17 protein-coding genes and 2 pseudogenes are annotated in these 18,353 nt (G+C 60.9%); 12 read left to right on the top strand and 7 right to left on the bottom strand.

Features of this window, described 5'->3' with window-relative positions:
- The first annotated feature begins 23 nt into the window (after positions 1–23).
- The 3 genes from IVB19_RS06225 (at position 24) to IVB19_RS06215 (ending at position 1,568) form a co-directional block, all read left to right on the top strand.
- Positions 24–710 carry an NAD(P)-dependent oxidoreductase gene (locus tag IVB19_RS06225; RefSeq protein ID WP_247821117.1) on the top strand — a complete coding sequence of 229 codons (687 nt, stop codon included), beginning with the start codon at positions 24–26 and terminating at the stop codon, positions 708–710.
- On the top strand, positions 601–951 hold the full coding sequence (locus IVB19_RS06220) for an NAD-binding protein (protein ID WP_346283646.1): 351 nt from the start codon (positions 601–603) through the stop codon (positions 949–951). Before IVB19_RS06225 ends, IVB19_RS06220 begins: the two co-directional genes overlap by 110 nt.
- Before the next feature lie 371 nt (positions 952–1,322).
- Positions 1,323–1,568, top strand: coding sequence for a hypothetical protein (locus IVB19_RS06215; RefSeq protein WP_247376713.1), 246 nt, complete (start codon positions 1,323–1,325; stop codon positions 1,566–1,568).
- Positions 1,569–1,881: 313 nt separating this feature from the next.
- On the opposite strand, the gene IVB19_RS40330 is transcribed toward IVB19_RS06215, so the two are convergent.
- Positions 1,882–2,226, bottom strand: a complete 345-nt coding sequence (locus tag IVB19_RS40330; RefSeq protein WP_346283645.1) for a hypothetical protein — start codon at positions 2,224–2,226, stop codon at positions 1,882–1,884.
- Positions 2,227–2,656: 430 nt separating this feature from the next.
- On the opposite strand from IVB19_RS40330, the gene IVB19_RS06205 reads away from it, so the two are divergent.
- The 6 genes and pseudogenes from IVB19_RS06205 (at position 2,657) to IVB19_RS06180 (ending at position 8,289) form a co-directional block, all read left to right on the top strand.
- Positions 2,657–3,673 (top strand): aldo/keto reductase, encoded by a 1,017-nt coding sequence (locus IVB19_RS06205; protein ID WP_276017583.1) that lies wholly within the window; start codon positions 2,657–2,659, stop codon positions 3,671–3,673.
- On the top strand, positions 3,670–4,074 hold the full coding sequence (locus IVB19_RS06200) for a cupin domain-containing protein (protein WP_247821114.1): 405 nt from the start codon (positions 3,670–3,672) through the stop codon (positions 4,072–4,074). Before IVB19_RS06205 ends, IVB19_RS06200 begins: the two co-directional genes overlap by 4 nt.
- Positions 4,075–4,135: 61 nt before the next feature.
- Positions 4,136–4,786: a 2Fe-2S iron-sulfur cluster-binding protein gene (locus tag IVB19_RS06195; RefSeq protein WP_247821113.1), complete on the top strand. Its 651-nt coding sequence runs from the start codon at positions 4,136–4,138 to the stop codon at positions 4,784–4,786.
- Positions 4,783–5,762: pseudogene (locus tag IVB19_RS06190) on the top strand (FAD binding domain-containing protein). The gene IVB19_RS06195 and the pseudogene IVB19_RS06190 overlap by 4 nt, the downstream one beginning before the upstream one ends.
- 12 nt (positions 5,763–5,774) lie before the next feature.
- Complete coding sequence (locus IVB19_RS06185; protein ID WP_247821112.1) at positions 5,775–7,976, top strand: molybdopterin cofactor-binding domain-containing protein; 2,202 nt, start codon at positions 5,775–5,777, stop codon at positions 7,974–7,976.
- A gap of 97 nt (positions 7,977–8,073) precedes the next feature.
- Positions 8,074–8,289, top strand: a complete 216-nt coding sequence (locus tag IVB19_RS06180; protein WP_247376700.1) for a hypothetical protein — start codon at positions 8,074–8,076, stop codon at positions 8,287–8,289.
- A 274-nt stretch (positions 8,290–8,563) separates the two neighbouring features.
- On the opposite strand, the gene IVB19_RS06175 is transcribed toward IVB19_RS06180, so the two are convergent.
- Positions 8,564–9,250, bottom strand: a complete 687-nt coding sequence (locus tag IVB19_RS06175) for a hypothetical protein (RefSeq protein WP_247485611.1) — start codon at positions 9,248–9,250, stop codon at positions 8,564–8,566.
- A gap of 48 nt (positions 9,251–9,298) precedes the next feature.
- Here IVB19_RS06175 and IVB19_RS06170 point away from each other — a divergent pair, with 48 nt between their 5' ends.
- From IVB19_RS06170 to IVB19_RS06160, 3 genes and pseudogenes are all read left to right on the top strand, one after another.
- Positions 9,299–10,483: an efflux RND transporter periplasmic adaptor subunit gene (locus tag IVB19_RS06170; RefSeq protein WP_247821111.1), complete on the top strand. Its 1,185-nt coding sequence runs from the start codon at positions 9,299–9,301 to the stop codon at positions 10,481–10,483.
- The gene (locus IVB19_RS06165) at positions 10,480–13,593 is read left to right on the top strand and encodes an efflux RND transporter permease subunit (protein ID WP_247821110.1); all 3,114 of its coding nucleotides are present in this window, start codon (positions 10,480–10,482) and stop codon (positions 13,591–13,593) included. Before IVB19_RS06170 ends, IVB19_RS06165 begins: the two co-directional genes overlap by 4 nt.
- A 244-nt stretch (positions 13,594–13,837) precedes the next feature.
- Positions 13,838–14,038: pseudogene (locus IVB19_RS06160) on the top strand (CBS domain-containing protein); the annotation flags it as partial.
- Positions 14,039–14,415: 377 nt separating this feature from the next.
- Here the strand turns inward: IVB19_RS06160 and IVB19_RS06155 are convergent.
- From IVB19_RS06155 to IVB19_RS06135, 5 genes are all read right to left on the bottom strand, one after another.
- Positions 14,416–14,625, bottom strand: coding sequence for a hypothetical protein (locus IVB19_RS06155; RefSeq protein WP_247821109.1), 210 nt, complete (start codon positions 14,623–14,625; stop codon positions 14,416–14,418).
- Complete coding sequence (locus IVB19_RS06150) at positions 14,622–14,846, bottom strand: hypothetical protein (RefSeq protein ID WP_247376687.1); 225 nt, start codon at positions 14,844–14,846, stop codon at positions 14,622–14,624. Before IVB19_RS06150 ends, IVB19_RS06155 begins: the two co-directional genes overlap by 4 nt.
- A gap of 1,138 nt (positions 14,847–15,984) precedes the next feature.
- Positions 15,985–16,476, bottom strand: a complete 492-nt coding sequence (locus IVB19_RS06145; protein WP_247821108.1) for a GlcG/HbpS family heme-binding protein — start codon at positions 16,474–16,476, stop codon at positions 15,985–15,987.
- 70 nt (positions 16,477–16,546) lie between these two features.
- Positions 16,547–16,879: a c-type cytochrome gene (locus IVB19_RS06140; protein ID WP_247376684.1), complete on the bottom strand. Its 333-nt coding sequence runs from the start codon at positions 16,877–16,879 to the stop codon at positions 16,547–16,549.
- Positions 16,880–16,886: 7 nt separating this feature from the next.
- The gene (locus IVB19_RS06135) at positions 16,887–18,131 is read right to left on the bottom strand and encodes a molybdopterin-dependent oxidoreductase (RefSeq protein WP_247821107.1); all 1,245 of its coding nucleotides are present in this window, start codon (positions 18,129–18,131) and stop codon (positions 16,887–16,889) included.
- Positions 18,132–18,353: the final 222 nt, after the last annotated feature.

The raw sequence follows: 18,353 nt of genomic DNA, 5'->3' as shown, positions 1-18,353 counted from the left end.
CGCGATCAAGAGAGCGAGCCGCCATGCTGGATGACGTCGAACGGAACACAAATGGTAATCCGCAGGTTGATTCGCGGATGTCCTCCAAAATCGGATTTATCGGGCTCGGCCTGATGGGTACGGCCATGGCGGCCAATCTCGCGGCCGACGGACGCAACGTATGCGCCTATGTACGCCGGCCGGAACGCATCAAGGACCTCCGGGCGCTCGGCGTCGCGGCCACAACTCGCCGGCCGGACCTGTTCGACAGCGACATCATCATCACCATGTTGCCCGATGACGCTGCCGTGCGAGATATCTTCTTTGGACCACTCGGGATCGCGGAGTCGTTACGCCCCGGCGCGATCCATCTGTCAATGAGCACCATCAGCTCCGGGGCCTCGGCCGCGCTGCTGTTCGAGCACGAGCGTCGCGGTCAAGGCTACGTTGCGGCACCCGTGTTCGGCAACCCTGACGCCGCGAGAGCGCGTCAGCTCGCCGTCATCGTGGCGGGCAAGCCGGAGTCCTGTGAACATTGCCGGTCGTTGACGGATTCTGGGGAAGACTTTCGTCATCGGGACGGATCCCGCACAGGCCAATCTGCTCAAGTTGCTCGGCAACATGATGACTGCGACAGCTCTCGAGGTCCTCGGCGAAATCGTGACTGTTCTGCGCAAGCGCGGACAGGACCCTCAGCAATTCGTGGATATCATGACGGGCACAACGTTTGACAGTCGCGTCCACAAGAACTACAGCAGCCGGCTCATTGCCGGCAGCTACGAGCCGGGACTGACGATGCCGGCGGCGCTCAAGGACGTCCGCTTGGCGCTGGCCGAGGCGGAGCTGGCCGGCGCTCCGATGCCGTCGGTGGGTGTCGTTCGCGACCGCCTGATCACGGGAATCGCGCGTGGTCACGGTGGACTCGACTGGACGGCGCTCGGTCTGGTGGCTTCGGAGGAAGCGGGACTTTAGACCGGTCGGCCCTGCAACGTGGTCGGACCGGCTCAACGCGACGATTAACGCCGGGCCTCAAGGGAGCGCCGCACGGAGACGTTTCTGCTCTCTTTGCGAACTGCGATTTTGCGCAGTCGCTTGGCGCTGCAAAACACGAACCTGCTGAGCCTTGAAACCAACATTCGCACGCCCGATTGAGCGCGCACGCGTTAGAAACGTGTCGCAATGGCGCTTAAGGACGCCGACTGCCGTCCCGCTTCTTACGCCTCCTGACTCACGCTCCATTGAAACCGCGTGAGCATTTCGTGCGTTTGGCTGATCCGTGATCCACCGCATCTGCTCAGACGGGCCCCTTGACCTGGCCCGCTGTTTTTCAACGGAGAAGCTCAATGACTGATCTCAAACTGCTCTCGACTGGACTCATTGCGGTGGCAATGCTCGCAACGCCGGCCATGGCTCGCGAAAGCGGAGTCGCCTCCCGGCGGGCCGCCATGGAAGCCAATGCCGCCGCGCCGGAAGCGCCATTCTATTCAGGTAACCGTGCTTGCGTTCCGGCGCCGCGCGTCGGCGCATTTGCGACGGCGCCGTGGACCGGCAATAACGTTCCTTGCGAACCGGGCACGGGCGCGTTCTGATCTGCGTACTGCCGTTCGCTTGTTCGACAGTTCTTCTTGCGCCTTGGCGCTTGTGACTCCGTCGATCAGCGCACAGACAAAAAGCGGGCTGGATTCTCTTCCAGCCCGTTTTTCTGTTGATCCTTCCCTACGGCAGTGAGCAACAACCGAGCGTCTCGAAGGTCTCGGAATTTCTCAACTTGCCGAGAGCAGACACTGCTCCGGCCCTTGTGATGGCAATTTGAATGGCGACGCTGTCGAGCATTCCTACTCTATCAGCATCACGAAAGCCTGGCCCCGCAGCCACGTACGGATGCCGCGCCGGCCGATGAAATCAAATACAAGGAGTGTTCTGATGAAACGAGTGATGATGATCATGGCCACGGCCGCGCTTGCCTCCGCATTGGCTGTTGGCGCGGCGGACGCACGAGGCGGCGGCGGAGGCGGAGGTGGCGGCGGTCACGGCGGCGGTTTCGGCGGTGGCGGTCACGGCGGAGGTTTTGGCGGTGGCGGACACATGGACGGATTCGGAGGAGGCGCGCACATGGGCGGTATCGGCGGCGGTGCCCACGTGGGCGGCCTCGGCGGAGGCGTTCATGTCGGCGGCATGGCAATGCGTAGCGACATGGGTCCGAGCGGTCGTGATCATCTCGGCCTTGCCGAGCATTCCCTTGCTCATGGGACAGGTATCCATGACCACGCCATGAATCACTACGGCCGATACCGCCCAGGGTACGGGTACTATGGCGGCTCCGACTGCTACGATTGGTACGTCTTGCATCCTGATCAGCCGTTGCCGCTCAGCTGCAGCTAATGCACCTGCAGCTCCTTGCCTTCGGTCTGGATCCGCTCGCGTCATCCAGACCGATGGCCGCCTGTCGAGGGCGTCAATTCATAGTGACGACTCTGAAGTGCAATTCAATGGCGACGCATCGCCAGCGGGAATACCTCGGACTTGTCAAGTTCGCCCACCCAATGCCGCCGGTCTGCAATTGGTGCCGCGAGTTTCAGAGAAGCCAGCGTCCGACCAGTGCACCGAGACTGGTTCGCGCGATCATCCCCCGCGCGCCGTCTCATGCAATCGGGCGCAGCCCACAAAGGAGTAAACAATGAAGGTCGTTCCAAACACGAAGATGGAATACATCGACATTCCCGGCACATCCATTCGCGCGTCGCGCATTGCGCTCGGCACCTGGGCGATCGGTGGCTGGATGTGGGGCGGAACCGACGAAAGCGATGCGATCAGGACGATCCGGGAAGCGCTCGATCGCGGAATCAATCTCATCGATACAGCGCCCGTCTACGGTTTCGGTCGCTCGGAGGAGATCGTCGGCAAGGCCCTCGCCGGCGGTCGGCGCTGGAACGCAATCATCGCCACGAAGGCGGGACTCGACTGGAAGGACGGCAAGCCATTTCGCAATGCGCGCAAGACCCGAATGATCGAGGAAGCCGAAGGGTCTTTGCGTCGGCTTCGGACGGATGTCATCGATCTCTATCAGGTGCACTGGCCCGATCCCCTTACGCCGATTGCCGAAACGGCCGAGGCTGTGGGCGCGCTGCACCGTGGCGGCAAGATTCGGGCGGTCGGCGTCAGCAATTTCAGCCCGGCGCAAATGGATGAATTCCGTAAGGTCGCGCCACTTCATACGGCGCAACCGCCCTACAATCTGTTCGAACGCGCGATCGAGCAGGACGTGCTCCCCTATTGCCGGGAGAAGAAGATCGCCCTGCTCGCTTATGGTTCGTTGTGCCGAGGCCTGCTGTCCGGCAGCATGTCGGCATCGAGCCATTTCACCGGCGACGATTTGCGGAAGAGCGATCCAAAGTTTCGACCGCCACGCTTTCAGCAATATCTCGACGCCGTGGGGCGCCTCGACCAGTTCGCGCAGGAGCGCTTCAACAGGAGAGTGATCCATCTGGCGGCGCGCTGGGTGTTGGATCGCGGCGAGTTGAACATTGCGTTGTGGGGTGCCAGGCGCGCGGCGCAACTCTCGCCGATCACCGACGTGCTCGGCTGGCGAATCGATGATGCCGCCATGGCCGAAATCGACCGAATTCTTCGGGAGACAATCAAGGATCCGATAGGCCCCGAATTCATGGCGCCGCCGGATCGGGAGGCGGCATGATGGACACACGATCCGCAATCCAAATCGTGAGCCGCGATCGGTTCGACACGACGACCGCTCAAACATCGGGCTCCCATCGTTTCGCCGCGATCGGGCCGTCGCTGGGCATCACTTCGACAATCTGGGGCGGCCTTTTTGAAGTGGAGCCGGGCGCACGAACCGGAATCCACCACCACGGCGAACAAGACACGATCGCATTCGTCCTGTCAGGCCGTTGCGAAGTGCGATGGGGCGGCAAGGGCGAGTTCTCTTCACGAGCCAAGGCCGGCGACTTCATTCACGTTCCTGCTTTTGTTCCGCATATGGAGATCAATCCATCCGTCTTGCCTTTCCGGTGGGTCGTGGTGCGCAGCACGCCCGTACCGATCGTTGTCAATCTACCGGACACGTTCTGGTCATGAGCGATGTGAGCGTGCCCCAACATCTTTATCTTTGATCTGCCTCTGCAAATACGGAACAGACATGGAAAGTACATCATCCATCTTTCCAACGATGGAGGTCACGCGCCGTACGGTCATCGAGACCGGCACCACCGCGCTCCTGTTGGGTAGCCTTCCACGTGGCGCGCTTGCCGCCGAGACCGATCAGGCGGAACCGTCCCTCATGTCCATCGAACTGCGGGTGAACGGCCATCTGCACCATCTTGCGCTCGATCCCCGTACAACCCTGCTGGACGCCCTGCGTGATCATTTGGCGCTCGCCGGCTCGAAGAAGGGATGCGATCACGGCCAGTGCGGTGCCTGCACCGTTCTGGTCGAAGGACGCCGCATCAACTCGTGCCTTACGCTCGCAGCCATGCACGACGGCCAATCGATCACCACCATTGAGGGGCTCGCTTTCGGCCAAGACTTGCATCCCATGCAGGCGGCGTTCGTCGAGCATGACGGGTTTCAGTGCGGCTACTGCACCTCAGGCCAAATCTGCTCGGCAGTGGGCATGCTGGCCGAAACCCGCGAGGGTATGCCGAGCTATGTGACCGCGGATCTGACCCAACCGGCAGCAGAGCTAAGCGACGATGAAATCCGTGAGCGGATGAGCGGCAATATCTGCCGCTGCGCGGCCTACCCGAACATTGTCGCGGCGATCAAACAGGCAATGGGAGAACAGCCATGAAAGCCTTCTCCTATGGGCGTGCGCAATCGGTCGCGGCTGCAGCTATTGCGGCGAGCAAGCCCGGCGTCAAGATCATTGCCGGCGGCACCAACTTGCCGATCTCATGAAGTTGCAGGTGGAGACGCCGTCGACCCTGGTCGACATCAACCGGCTGCCGCTCGACAAAATCGATGAGACCTCGGAAGGCGGGTTGCGCATCGGCGCGTTGGTCCGCAACAGCGACCTCGCGGCGGATCCGCGGGTACGGCAGCATTACAGCGTGCTAAGCCGAGCCCTGCTCGCCGGAGCGAGCGCCCAACTGCGCAACAAAGCAACGACGGCGGGCAATCTACTGCAGCGGACGCGCTGCTACTATTTTTACGACGTCACAAAATCCTGCAACAAGCGCGTACCCGGCTCGGGCTGTTCGGCGCTCGCCGGCTTCAACCGTATCCATGCGATCCTCGGCGGGAGCGAGGCGTGCATCGCGACGCATCCGTCGGATATGGCGGTCGCCATGCGCGCACTCGACGCAAAAATCGAGGCGATCGATCGCGAAGGAAAAGCCCGCACGATTCCGATCGCCGATTTCCACAGGCTCCCCGGCCGCACGCCGGAAATTGAAACGGCGCTTGCCTCCGGCGAGATCATCACGGCTGTCACATTGCCGCCGCCGCCTCCGGGCGCTCAGATGTACCGGAAGGTGCGCGATCGCGCGTCCTACGCTTTTGCGCTGGTTTCGGTGGCCGCCATCGTCGACAGCGCAGGCGGACGAATCCGCTCGGCGCGGCTCGCCTTCGGTGGTCTCGCTCCCAAGCCCTGGCGCGTCGCCGCCGCCGAACACAGTCTCACGAATGCAGCTGCCGGCGCCAATTCGTTCGACGCAGCCGCGGACGCGGTTGTGGAGGGCGCGCATGGATATGGCTCAAATGATTTCAAGATCCCGCTGACCCGCCGCGCCCTGCATGCCGTGCTCGGCCAAATCACCCGCACTTGAGAGATCATCAAGATGGAAATGGATGGACCTGTCGGGGCAAACGCGCTGGATGCCGAGAAGATCGTCGGAAAACCGCTTGATCGCGTCGATGGGCGATTAAAGGTTACCGGCGGCGCGCACTACGCCTATGAAATGCAGCAGAATGCGCTCTACGGCTTTGTCGTTGAGGCTTCGATCGCAAAAGGGCGGATAGCCTCGATCGAAACGCTGACTGCCGAGCGATCGCCCGGCGTCAAACTTGTCCTTACCTATCGCGACGCTCCCAAACAGGGCACCGGGAATCATCGTGAAGCGCATCCTGTGCTCACGGGTCCTGTCGTGTCCCACTACGGCGAACCGGTCGCGTTTGTGGTCGCCGAGACGTTCGAGCAGGCGAGGGCCGCCGCCTATCTGGTCAAAGTCAAGTACGATCGGGAGAAGGGACAACACGCCCTGCCTCATCACCTCGCTCTGGCCCGCGTCCCACACCAGCCGGACGGTGCGCCGGCCGACAGCGAAGTCGGAAACTTCTCGGACGCATATGCCGACGCTCCAGTGCAGATCGACGTGTCCTACAGCACACCACTGCAAAGCCACGCGATGATGGAGCCGCATGCAACGCTTGCGATGTGGGACGGCGACAAGTTGATTCTGCATACGGCGAACCAGATGCTGAACCAGGGTCAGCGGGTCATCGCCAAGACCTTGAATATCCCCGTCGGAAACGTGCGGCTGGTCAGCCTTTTCATCGGCGGCGGCTTCGGCGGCAAGCTATGGGTGAACGCCGATGCTATCCTCGCCGCAATCGCGTCGCGGTACCTCAAGCGCCCCGTGAAGGTCGCGCTCACCCGGCAGCAGATCTTCCATGTGACGACGCATCGCTCGGATACCATCCAGCGCGTCCGCGTTGCGAGCGACCGCGACGGGCGGATTACCGCAATCGGCCACGATGTCTTCTCGGGCAACTTGCGGAGCGAACAGGTCTACGAGGCTGCCGCGCTTCAAACCCGCTCGCTCTACGCCGGCCCCAATCGGCTGACCCGGCATCGCCTGGTGCCGCTCGACATTCCCGTCGCATCCTCGATGCGCGCGCCCGGCGAGGCAGTCGGATTGATGGCGCTCGAGTGCGCTATGGATGAGCTTGCCAACAAGCTGAGGCTCGATCCGATCGAGCTCCGGATCCGGAATGAGCCTGCCGAGGATCCTGAGAAGCACATTCCTTACTCCAGTCGTCACTTGGTTGCATGCATGCAGGAGGGCGCCCGCCGGTTCGGCTGGGACAAGCGCAATTCGACGCCCGGTCAGGTTCGCGATGGACGATGGCTGGTCGGAATGGGCATGTCAGCGGCAACCCGGGGCAATCCCCTCCGGTTCTCAAAAGCCAATGTGCGGCTGGATCCCGATGGCATAGCTACGGTGAGAATGGCGATGACCGACATAGGCACCGGGACTTACACGATCCTGGCACAAATCGCGGCGGAAATGCTGGGATTGCCAATAGAACGAGTGCGCGTCGATCTCGGCGATACGATTTTTCCGGAGGCGGCCGGCTCAGGTGGTTCGTTCGGCGCGGCGAGTTCTGGATCAGCACTGTTCGTAGCGTGCCAGGCGCTGCGCGAGAAACTTGCGGGGCTCGCCGGCATGGACCCCAATACAGCACGTTTCGGCGACGGCCACATTGCGACGGGTGAGCGTTCTGTGAGCCTTCCAGAACTTGTCGGCTCGGGAGTTGAAGCCGATGGCGAGATCAAGCCGGGCCGCAACAACCAGGACTTCTCCCAGCAGTCCTACGGTGCCCATTTTGCAGAGGTTGGCGTTGACCAGGACACCGGAGAAGTGCGCTTGCGGCGGATGCTCGGGGTGTTCGCAGCCGGCCGCGTCTTGAACGCAAAGACAGCGCGGTCGCAAGCCATTGGCGGAATGGTGTTCGGTGTGGGCGCTGCCCTGCACGAAGATCTCGTGCTCGATCCCCGCTTTGGTCATTTCGTCAACCACGACCTGGCTGAGTATCATGTGCCGGTACATGCGGATATTCCTGCCAGCCTGGAGGCGGTGTTCCTTCCCGAGCTGGACGAGCGATCCAATCCGCTGAAGAGCAAGGGAATCGGTGAGCTCGGAATCTGCGGCGCCGGAGCTGCGATCGCCAACGCTGTCTATAACGCCTGCGGCGCACGGATCAGGAACTATCCAATCACGCTCGACAAGGTGCTCGCTAGTTTGCCTGATCAGGGATAGCCGCGTACCGGCACGTTCAACTCTTCGGGAAACGCTTTGTCCTATCTGGCCGCGCCAGCCAACTTATCTATTAGGGTTCACCAATAGGAGATACACCATGAGAAAGCTCTCGACCATGATCGCATCCATCACGATGCTCGTTGCATTCGTTCTGCCGGCTATTGCGGGTATCTCAACATATCCCCCGCGCATGTCTGAGACGGCAATCGCCCGCGCCGGCAACGCCTACGCTGCATTTGACGGGCAGGCGCCGACAACCGCAACGGAACTCAATGAGCACGTTTATCACGGCGGTCCGAAGGTCAACGATTGACACCGCCAAGCCATCGGCACGCCGCCCCGCGGCGATGCCCTAGGCGCGCCACTCCGGCAAGCAGACAGACCCGCTTCGGCGGGTCTTCTTTCGATGCGTATCCGAGCATGGTCGGCAATCCGTCCAGCTTACCATCTTCGTGCGAATTCGGAAGGAGCGCGCCAACGCATGGACACTTCTTACCTGCGCCCAATTGGTTCGAATGGAGGATGCACGTGAGGTGTTGGTTGATCGCCGCCGGTTTTGCGCTGTTCGCGAGCGGTGCCGCATTCGCTCAGATGACAGGAATGGCCGTTCCGACGCCTACAGTCGGTGCAACCTCCCCGCTCGGCAGCACGACTGGTTCGCCGATTTCACCGATGGGAATTGGTTTAGGCGCAACCGAGCTGCCTTCAGCAGGCCTCAGCCCGGCTCCTGTTGTCACCGGTAGCATTGCCACACCTACGACCGGGACTGCATGCTCGACACTTGGGTCCTCGCCAAGCGAAATGTATGGCTCGACGTCGACATATGACGGCGGCGGAATGGCGATGGCTGGGTCAACACCAGCAACGGGCGGAGTCGGGAACACAGCGGCATCGACGTCGTCGGGAATAGGGACGACCTCATCATTGTCAATGACGTCAGCAACGATGCAGAGCCCCATCTCGGGCACGCTCGATACCGCTGGCACGTCGGGCATGTGCGGCTCCGGTTCGAGCAGCATCGCCGCATCCTCCAGCCCGACTTCGACCGTTCCGACAACGCCCGGAGGCAGTCCCAAGACCGGCCTCCCCTTTGGTTCAACAGAGATCGGCAATCTCGGTGTCAGCTCTGCGGCCCTGCTTCCCACGCCGGCAGTCCCGCTGGTGACAGGCAGCGTCGCGCCGATCCTACCGGCAATGCCGATCGTGACGCAGCCTGCGGCGTCCGCTTCGGTCGTCACACCTGGATGCTCATCCCTCGGCACGTCGACATCCACAGGCTTACCAGGCGGCTGCTGAGCTTCTGCCCTCCGGAGCAACCCTCTATGAAAAAGAAGATCGTCATTTCTGTCGCCGTGTTGGCTGCGGTCGCCGCGAGTGCCGGCCTGCTGCACTTGACGCATTTTCACCCGATGGCGAAGGCCGCGGCTGCACCGACTCCGGCGCCACCTGTTCCGATCGTTGCCGGGACTGTCACCCAGCGTGACGTTCCGATCTATCTGACTGGCGTCGGTACGGTGATTGCCTACAACACGGATATCGTACGGGCGCAGATCCAGGGTCAGATCACCAGCATCAACTTTACCGAAGGACAGCGGGTCCACGCCGGCGATCTGCTCGCACAGATCGATCCACGGCCCTATCAGGCCCTGATCGATCAATATGCCGCCAACCTCGAACGCGATCAGGCGCAGCTCGCAAATGCACGAGCGAATCAGACCCGCTACTCCCAGCTCGGCGACAAGGGCTGGGCGACGCCTCAATTGGTTGAAACGCAGAATGCGCAGGTCAGTCAGCTACAGGCGGCGATCAAGGCGGACCAGGCTCTGATCGACGCTGCGAACGTGCAGCTCAGTTTCACGAGACTCACATCTCCAATAGAGGGCGTGGTGGGCATTCGCCAGATCGATGTTGGCAACATCATCAGCCCGTCAAATACGAACGGCCTCTGCGTGGTGACACAGCTGGACCCGATTTCGCTGATCTTTACCCTGCCCGAGACCGTTCTTCCGCAGATCCAGCAACAGCAGCGGGAGACGAAGGTACCGCTATCTGTTCTGGCCTACAATCAGGACAACACGATCCGCCTGGGCGAGGGACAGCTCGGGCTCGTCAACAACGAGATCCTGCAGACGACCGGCTCGATCCAGCTCAAGGCGAACTTCGCCAATAAGGAGAACGGCCTGTGGCCGGGCGAACTCGTCAATGCACGCTTGCTGCTCAATACGCGACACAACGGCCTGACGGTTCCCGCCTCTGTCGTCCAGCAAGGACCGAACGGACCATATGCCTACGTCGTCAATCCGGACGGCACGGTATCTCTCCGCCAGATCAAGGTTGCCCAGGTCAGTGACGGTCAGGCGCTGATTGATTCCGGTCTGAAGGCCGATGAGCAGGTGGTGGTCGACGGACAATACAAGCTGCGGCCGGGAACGCTCGTCATCCCATTGCATGGCAAGGCTGCGGAAGAAGCCGCCGCTCAAGACGCATTACAGGCACCGATCCCATGAATATATCAGCACCCTTCATCCAACGACCGATCGCGACCGCGCTGCTGATGATCGGATTATTGGCTGCCGGCCTTGTCGCGTATCCGTTGCTGCCGGTGGCCGCTCTGCCGAACGTCAACTATCCGACGCTGACGGTCACCGCCCAGATGCCTGGCGCGGACCCGCAGACGATGGCCTCATCGGTCGCTTCGCCGCTCGAGCTCCAGTTTGGGGAAATTCCCGGACTGACGCAAATGACGTCGGCGAGCGCGCTCGGCTACACCCAGGTCACGCTGCAATTCGACTTGAACCGCCAGATCGACGGCGCCGTCAGCGATACGCTTTCAGCCATCAACGCGGCAAGCCCGTACCTGCCCACCGGCATGCCCTATCCGCCCACGATCCGGAAGGTCAATCCGGCCGACACGCCGATCCTCGTGCTCGGCCTTACCTCGGGCAGCCTGCCGCTCACCACAGTCGACGCGTATGCCGAGAACATTCTTCTGCAAAAAATCTCGCAGATACAGGGTGTAGGCCTTGTCGGCATCGGCGGCCAGCAGAAAGCCGCAGTTCGGGTGCAGGTCGATCCACAGGCGCTGGCCGCGCGCGGGATCAATCTGGAGGATGTACGGACCGTACTTGGCCAAGCGAACGTGGATCTCGCCAAGGGAACGCTGAACAGCCCGCGTCAAACCTATACTCTCAACACCAATGACCAGCTGTTTCACCCGGAGCAATATGCCGACCTGGTCATTGCCTACCGCAACGGATCGCCGGTTCGTATTCGGGACATCGGACGCGCCGTCAGCGCGGGCGAAAACGATCTGATCGCCGGCTGGTACAATAACCACCGCGCCATCATCCTTTCCGTACAGCGTCAGCCCGGAGCCAATGTCATTGAGACGGTGCAGCGCATCAGGGCGATGATGCCGACGCTTCAGGCGTCGATTCCCGCCGACATCAAGCTCAACGTTATTTCGGATCGCACCCAGACGATCCGGGCTTCGGTCGCGGACGTCCAGTTCACGCTGCTGCTGACCATTGCTCTCGTCGTGATGGTGATCTTCATCTTTCTTCGCAGTTTCTGGGCAACCATCATTCCGGCTGTCACCGTGCCACTCTCGCTGATCGGCACCTTCGCGGTCCTCTATGAAATGGGTTATAGCCTCGACAATCTGTCGTTGATGGCGCTTTCCATCGCGGTCGGATTCGTCGTCGACGACGCCGTCGTCGAGATCGAGAACATCACGCGGCACATCGAGGAAGGCTTATCCCCCTACGACGCCGCGATGAAGGGATCCGGCGAGATCGGCTTCACCGTCATGGCAATCACGTTCTCTCTAATCGCCGTCTTCATTCCGCTTTTCCTGATGAGCGGCTATGTCGGCCTGCTGTTCCGCGAATTTGCAATCACCGTGAGTGTCGCGCTGGTCCTTTCCCTGGTGATCTCCAGGACGCTCACGCCGATGATGTGCGCCTACCTGCTCAAACCCGAGAGCCATGAGCACGGCCGCCTTTATCGCTGGTCCGAGCGCGGCTTCGATCTGCTGCTCAGCGCTTATGAGGCGGGCTTGAAGGTCGTGCTGCGGCATCACTTCATCACCATGATGGTGATGATCGGTACCATCGCGGTGACCGGGTATCTGTACGTCATCATTCCCAAGGGCTTCTTCCCTCAGCAGGATACTGGCCTGATCCTGGGTCAATCGGAAGCTGCCCAGGACATTTCATTCCAGGCGATGGCCGAGCGCCAGCAGGCCATGCTCGATGCGGTCATGCGTGACCCCGCCGTAGCATCGATTGGCTCGGCCGTCGGCGCTGGCGGAGGTACCTCCACCGTCAATGACGGCCGCGTGTTCATCCAGCTCAAGGCGGCCGACCAGCGCGACCCGATCGACAAAGTGATAGGACGATTGCGAACCAACCTCGCCAAGATCCAGGGCATCACCCTTTACATGCAGCCCGCGCAGGACATCACGGTCGGCGCGCGGCTGAACAAGACACAGTTCCAGTACACCATGAACGACGCCGATCCGGGTGAGCTCAGCCATTGGGCCACTCTTTTCCTCGACAAGATCAAGACGCTGCCTCCGCTCGCTGACGTGACGACTGATCAGCTCAATGCCGGTCCGCTGCTCGACATCACGATCAAGCGCGAGGTCGCTTCGTCCTATGGCATCCTGCCGTACACGATCGACAACACGCTCGACGATGCATTCGGACAACGGATCGTCTCGACGATGTACACGCCGCTGCAGCAATATCATGTGGTCCTCGAGGTCAATCCGAAATTCCAGTATGGGCCCGAGGCGCTCAATAACATCTACGTCAAATCCTCCAGCGGTCAGCAGGTGCCGCTATCGACGCTGGTCGATTCAGTGGTGAAGGTCTCGCCGCTCGTCGTGAACCACCAAGGGCAATTCCCCTCCGTGACGATCTCGTTCAACCTGGCACCCGGTGCCGCAATCGGCGACGCAGTGAGCGGCATACAATCCGTCGAGAAGGAGCTGCATCCGCCGCTCTCGCTGCAGACCAGTTTCCAGGGCAATGCGCAGGCCTTCGGTGCCTCGCTGAAAAGCACGCCGATTTTGATCGCTGCCTCGCTGTTCGTGATCTATCTCATCCTCGGGGTGCTCTATGAAAGCCTCATTCACCCGATCACCATCATCTCGACACTCCCTTCCGCAGGCGTTGGCGCACTGCTGCTCCTGATGGCCGCGCATTTCGACCTGAGCGTGATCGCAGTGGTCGGGATCGTTCTGCTCATCGGCATCGTCAAGAAGAACGGCATCATGCTGGTCGATTTCGCCATCCAGGCCGAACAAGCCGAAGGTCTGACGCCGGAGGAAGCGATCTACCAGGCCTGTATCAAGCGCTTCCGACCAATCCTGATGACGACAATGGCAGCGCTCCTTGGCGCCGTGCCGATGATGGTCGGCACCGGCGTTGGATCGGAGATCCGTCAACCGTTGGGTTACGCGATCGTCGGTGGTCTCGCTCTGTCGCAGATCCTCACCTTGTACACGACGCCCGTCGTCTACCTCTACCTCGATCGGCTGCAGAATTGGCTGTTCGGTGCGCGGCGACATCAAGCAGTATCACGTGACGTCCATCCGGCGCCTGCCGAATGAGCGAGCGCAACGCCTATCGCATTGTATTCATCGGATCTTGTGATCGAATCGATCTGAAAAACAGCGTTGGTGTGCTGTCGTGGCGCGAGAGTCCCATCGAGATGCGGGCAGGGGGCCGATGGCGTCTCTCAAATGCGAACGTTCTCGTCCGATTTTAGCTCGATACGCGCTGAGCTGCCTGTAGGAACGGACCACGGCCAAGCCAATGCGACGAGCCCGGGCCCCCCATTTGAAGGAGGTTATGATGCAAGTCGGAGACGTGCTGCGCAAGAAAGCCTCTCGCGTTGTTACGGTCAGAATGAACGAAACCGTCGCCATTGCCGCGCAGTTGATGCGCGCTAACAAGATAAGCGCGCTTGTGGTTAAGGACGTTGTCCGGACCGAGTGCGATACCGCGGTCGGTATGTTTACAGAACGCGACGTGGTCCGCGCAGTTGGACGCAACGAGCAACCCGATCGCAACCACCGCGCTCCTCGTCCAACGGTCGATCATCGCCGCACATCGAAGATGCCAGGAAAGGTGGCAAGGTTAGCGCCTTGGCACACCAGCGGGCAAGAGCGGCCATGCAGCGGCGGCAGCTCCCAGCTGCGGATTGTCCCTTTGAAATTGGCAACAAAACGTCGCGCCATCCTGCGGCAACTCTTTCCGGTTCGTTCCCGTCCCTTAACCTTCTGGTATCTCGGCCCTGCTTCCGGACCCGTGCACCGCAAACAAAGACTTACTCGATCGGTAGGGCCCGCTGATTGTCGAGCGGTCCCGGTCAGTGATCGCAGCCTTTGCGTTTCAGCGGTTCAACGCATCCGGGGAAGTGGCTTTCGACCCTAAGCTGCCCTGCCATCCTGTGTGCCGATCACGCAGCGCCAGCCCGCCAGGCGTTCTGCCGGATGCAGCTTCATCCAGTCGGCAAGCTGCGGCGCGCCCATGAGGCAGGACTGCATCGAGACGTCTGCGAAGTCCGAGGTGGTGACGGTCTGCTCATGGCAATTTGCCGGAGAGGAAAGATTGCAGAGCACGGCGATAATCTTGATCACGACTGGAGAGCCCCATTGCTGCGATGGGCATTTGCCCGGATGATCTTGATGGCCTTGGCCACGGTGCGCGGATGCAGGCCGAGCGCGTGGATCACTTCCTTCTTCTTGCAGCCGAGATTGCACTTGAGGTCGCCGCGCACTCGCTCGACGTTGAATGCCTCTAGCTCCTTGGAGCCGGGGCGCAGGTTCAGCGCTTCAATGGTACAGAATTCGAGGAACATGTTTGAAGCTGCCCACCAGGTCATGCACGCCATTCGCGCTCAGCGCCAGCAGACGATGGTGATAATGCTTTGGCTGCATCAACTTGCGAAGCTTGCTCGGATCGCCGCTCGTAGTCGTCGGCAAGGGCCTTAAGCTGACCCGCAATCGCTGAGTCGGTCATGGTTTGGGCGGCGCGGAGCAAAGTCCGTGCTGTCTCTAAATATGCCTTGCCGCGTTGTGAGATCTGGACCATCACACAGCCCTCGCGCGGTTCTCCGGCGGCTGGTTGAAGGTGATCTGGAGCCAGCCCACCCAATTGCGGTCACTTTCCCTGCGAGCTCTGAAGCGATCGACGCACTTCTGGGAACAAAGAGGCGTTCGGCACGAGTAGTGCCGGACGAGACCAAACTTGCCATCACAAATTGCGCATCGCGCGGCATTGCCAGATCTAAGACTATCGGAGCAGTTGGGCATTGTAGTCTCCTCTTGGCTTCATCGCAGCTGTTCGTGGATCATCCTTTTTTCACGATCGCACTTCGTGAGATCGTGCGCTTTCCAACGCATGCAGCCTAGGACGACCACGATCAGCAACTCAATTGAATGTCGGTATTCGTCCCGTTATCTAAATGGTGTCGCGGACCGATACGAAGGTTTAGGGCGCCTTCTCTTAAAGCCGGCCACTTCCGCCAAAGGCGGCAGTCGCGTCGATCTGCCTCAAATTCGTCACTTCCGAGCTACTCCCGGCGATGGACATATCGCTGCCCTGCCCCAACTCGCGCGACGTGGCTACAATGGACATACAGGCATCCGCAAAAACGGATCGACTACGCTGTCTCGAAAAGGACGGGAGACGACGGCGAGACCAGTGTCAGTTTGCTTCCTGTGGGGCAGCTGAGTTGACAAATCCAACTGTCTGCATTGCTTGGCCCATGCGCGCGTTTGCGAAGGCAGCTCACGAAAGGCGCGACGGTAGACGCGCGGGAACTCTCCCAGGTGCCAAAAGCCGTTGGCGAGTGCCGCCGCCAGCCGCACCTGCAATAGCCTCTTCGAACGACGCCGCGACTTAAGGGAGCGTCGCAGCTCGTTCGCCCGCGCCCGCCGCAACTCACTATCGCATCACCTTCCGCGCCGACAGCCCCCAAGAACAGATCATTCCAGTCACCTACGCTGAGCCCTCATGGGTGAAGGGCTCAGCGCCGCCGCGGCGGTGTTCGCAATCTCGGCGTCGGTCTCCTTACTCAAGCCGGCAATACCTACTGCGCCCACGACTGCACCATTGACACGGATCGGCGTGCCGCCGCGCAGCACCGGGATGCCGGCAGTGACGAACGCCGTGCGGCCCTGATTTATGCTGTCCTCGATCTCTGCCGTCGACCTCTGTAGCCGCGCCGCCGTTCGTGCCTTTTCGATAGCGAGGTCCGCGCTTGCCGGGCGGACATCATCCATCCGCTGGAAAGCAAGCAGATCGCCGGCAGGATCAACCACCGCGATCGCCGAGGGCGCATTCCGCTGCTCTGCGTTCTCACGTGCCGCCTGCAGCACCGTCTGGGCTCCGGTTTGATCAAGGATCATCACGTTGATGGTCTGCGCCCCGGCTGCAAAGCAGAAGACCGTTGCCAACATTCCAACGCCAATTTCAAATTTCGTCATGCGCGTTCACTCAGTTCATGAAGTTTACCGCCGCGAGGGATGCTATCGCGGGCAGCTTGCGTCACAATACCTATGAAGTGCCCTTGGTGCGAACCAGGTAGTCCACGATAGCTTTGGCGTCGTCAGGGCTGACAGGAGCCTTGTAGGCTGTGATCATCTTGTTGACGACTTCTTGCCAGGCCTCCCTGGAGAGCGACGGTTGGTTCAACACGTGGTCAGCCGAGTGGCAGGCGAGACAGTTGTTGTTGATCGCATCCGATTCCGGACCGGCGGGGAACATCGTGTCGCTGGTGGGGACATCCAGCTTCAGCGACTTCAACGTGGTGACGCTTGCGGCCAGATCAGAATATGGCAACAGAGCAAGACCGAGAAGGGTGACCACCGGCAAAACAGCGCGTAGCATTCTCAGATCATCCTTTAACCGCGGCCACATGGGTCGTTTCAATGGTATTGAACATGTAGCCGGCCGGATTCCAGATCCGGAAGTTTGGCTGCGCCAGGTTCTTAGTGTTGGTGCAACGAACCATCAGCGTGTGCGCGCCGCGCGCCGGCAAGGTGAATTGCGTCTGCCATTGCCGAAAGCCGTATGTGCCATGCTCAGCACCGAGCTGGGTCGGCTGCCAGCTCTTGCCGCTATCAATGGACAGATCGACGCGGGCAACACCGCAATCGCCGCCGAAGGCGATGCCCCGCGCCAAAGCTGGCGTCGCCGCCGGCACGCTGTCGCCGTTACCAATATTGGTGATGAACGACCGGGGAGCGTTGCGGGTCACCGGCACCATCTTGAATCCAGTTTCGCCGGGCTTGACAGTATTGTACGGCGTGTCCGGCACGCGGTAGCCCGTCGCCGTCCAGTAATTGGTGTCCGGGTGATCCAGAACTTCGATGTCGTTCAGCATCTTGACCCAGTAAACACCGCACCAGCCGGGCACAACGAGCCGCAGCGGAAATCCGTTTAGCAGGGGAAGTTGCTCGCCGTTCATGGTGAAAGCGATCATCACCTCGCCGTCGCGAGCGTGATCGATGGTGAGCGACTTCAGAAACTTCGGTGCACCCTCCATCGCCGGCTCGTCCAGGCCGCCGAAGCGGACCTGAACTGCGCCAGGTTTTACACCCGCCCGGTCAAGCACATCCTTGAGACGCACCCCTGTCCAGATCGCGTTGCTCATCGAACCATCTGCCCATTGAGCGCCGGCGACGCGTGGGACGGCGTATAGGCGCGAATTGCCAGCGCATTGGTTGACTGCGGCGATGTCGAATCTCGGAAACCCCCGTAAAACGTCCGTGAGCGAAAGCGAGAGGATGTGATTGACCTGGCCGCGCACCTTCAGACGAAAGCTATCCACATCGATGTCGCCTGGAAAGTTCGCCCAGTGCCAGCTTACATAATGCTGGTTATTTGGGGTGAACACACCCTGGTCGAAGACTTCGAACGGCGTCTCAAGCCATGGCGGGCTCGAGCGCTGCAGGATCATTCGGCCCTTTTGCGGATAGGATGTGGTGACCGTCCGCATACTTGGGCCGCCCGGCACATCCAGATCGACCGTCTCTTGCGCTGATGCCGGCGCCGACAGGAGCGCCAGGCTCGCGACTCCCATCCCGCCCAGCACGCGCCGTCGCGTCAGCATCGACGGTTGCACGTCGTGATCCCGCATCAGCTGCTCCTATCCTGTGCCCCTGCGCTACGCCAAACCTGGTCTGCGGCGTCAGGCTTGACGACAGCTTCGGTCGGCCGGAGCAGTCAGCACGGCATGCAAGACCCATCTGTCGTATGATTTCGCGAGTTCTAGCCCGCTTTCGCGGTAATGGTTTCGTCTGCCGTGAACGCAAGCCAAGCGCCTCATTTCCCGATGTAGGAAGGAACGAGCACCATGCTC

Source organism: Bradyrhizobium sp. 187, assembly GCF_023101005.1.
In the GTDB taxonomy this organism is placed as follows: domain Bacteria; phylum Pseudomonadota; class Alphaproteobacteria; order Rhizobiales; family Xanthobacteraceae; genus Bradyrhizobium; species Bradyrhizobium canariense_D.
This window is presented reverse-complemented; position numbering and strand designations above follow the sequence as displayed.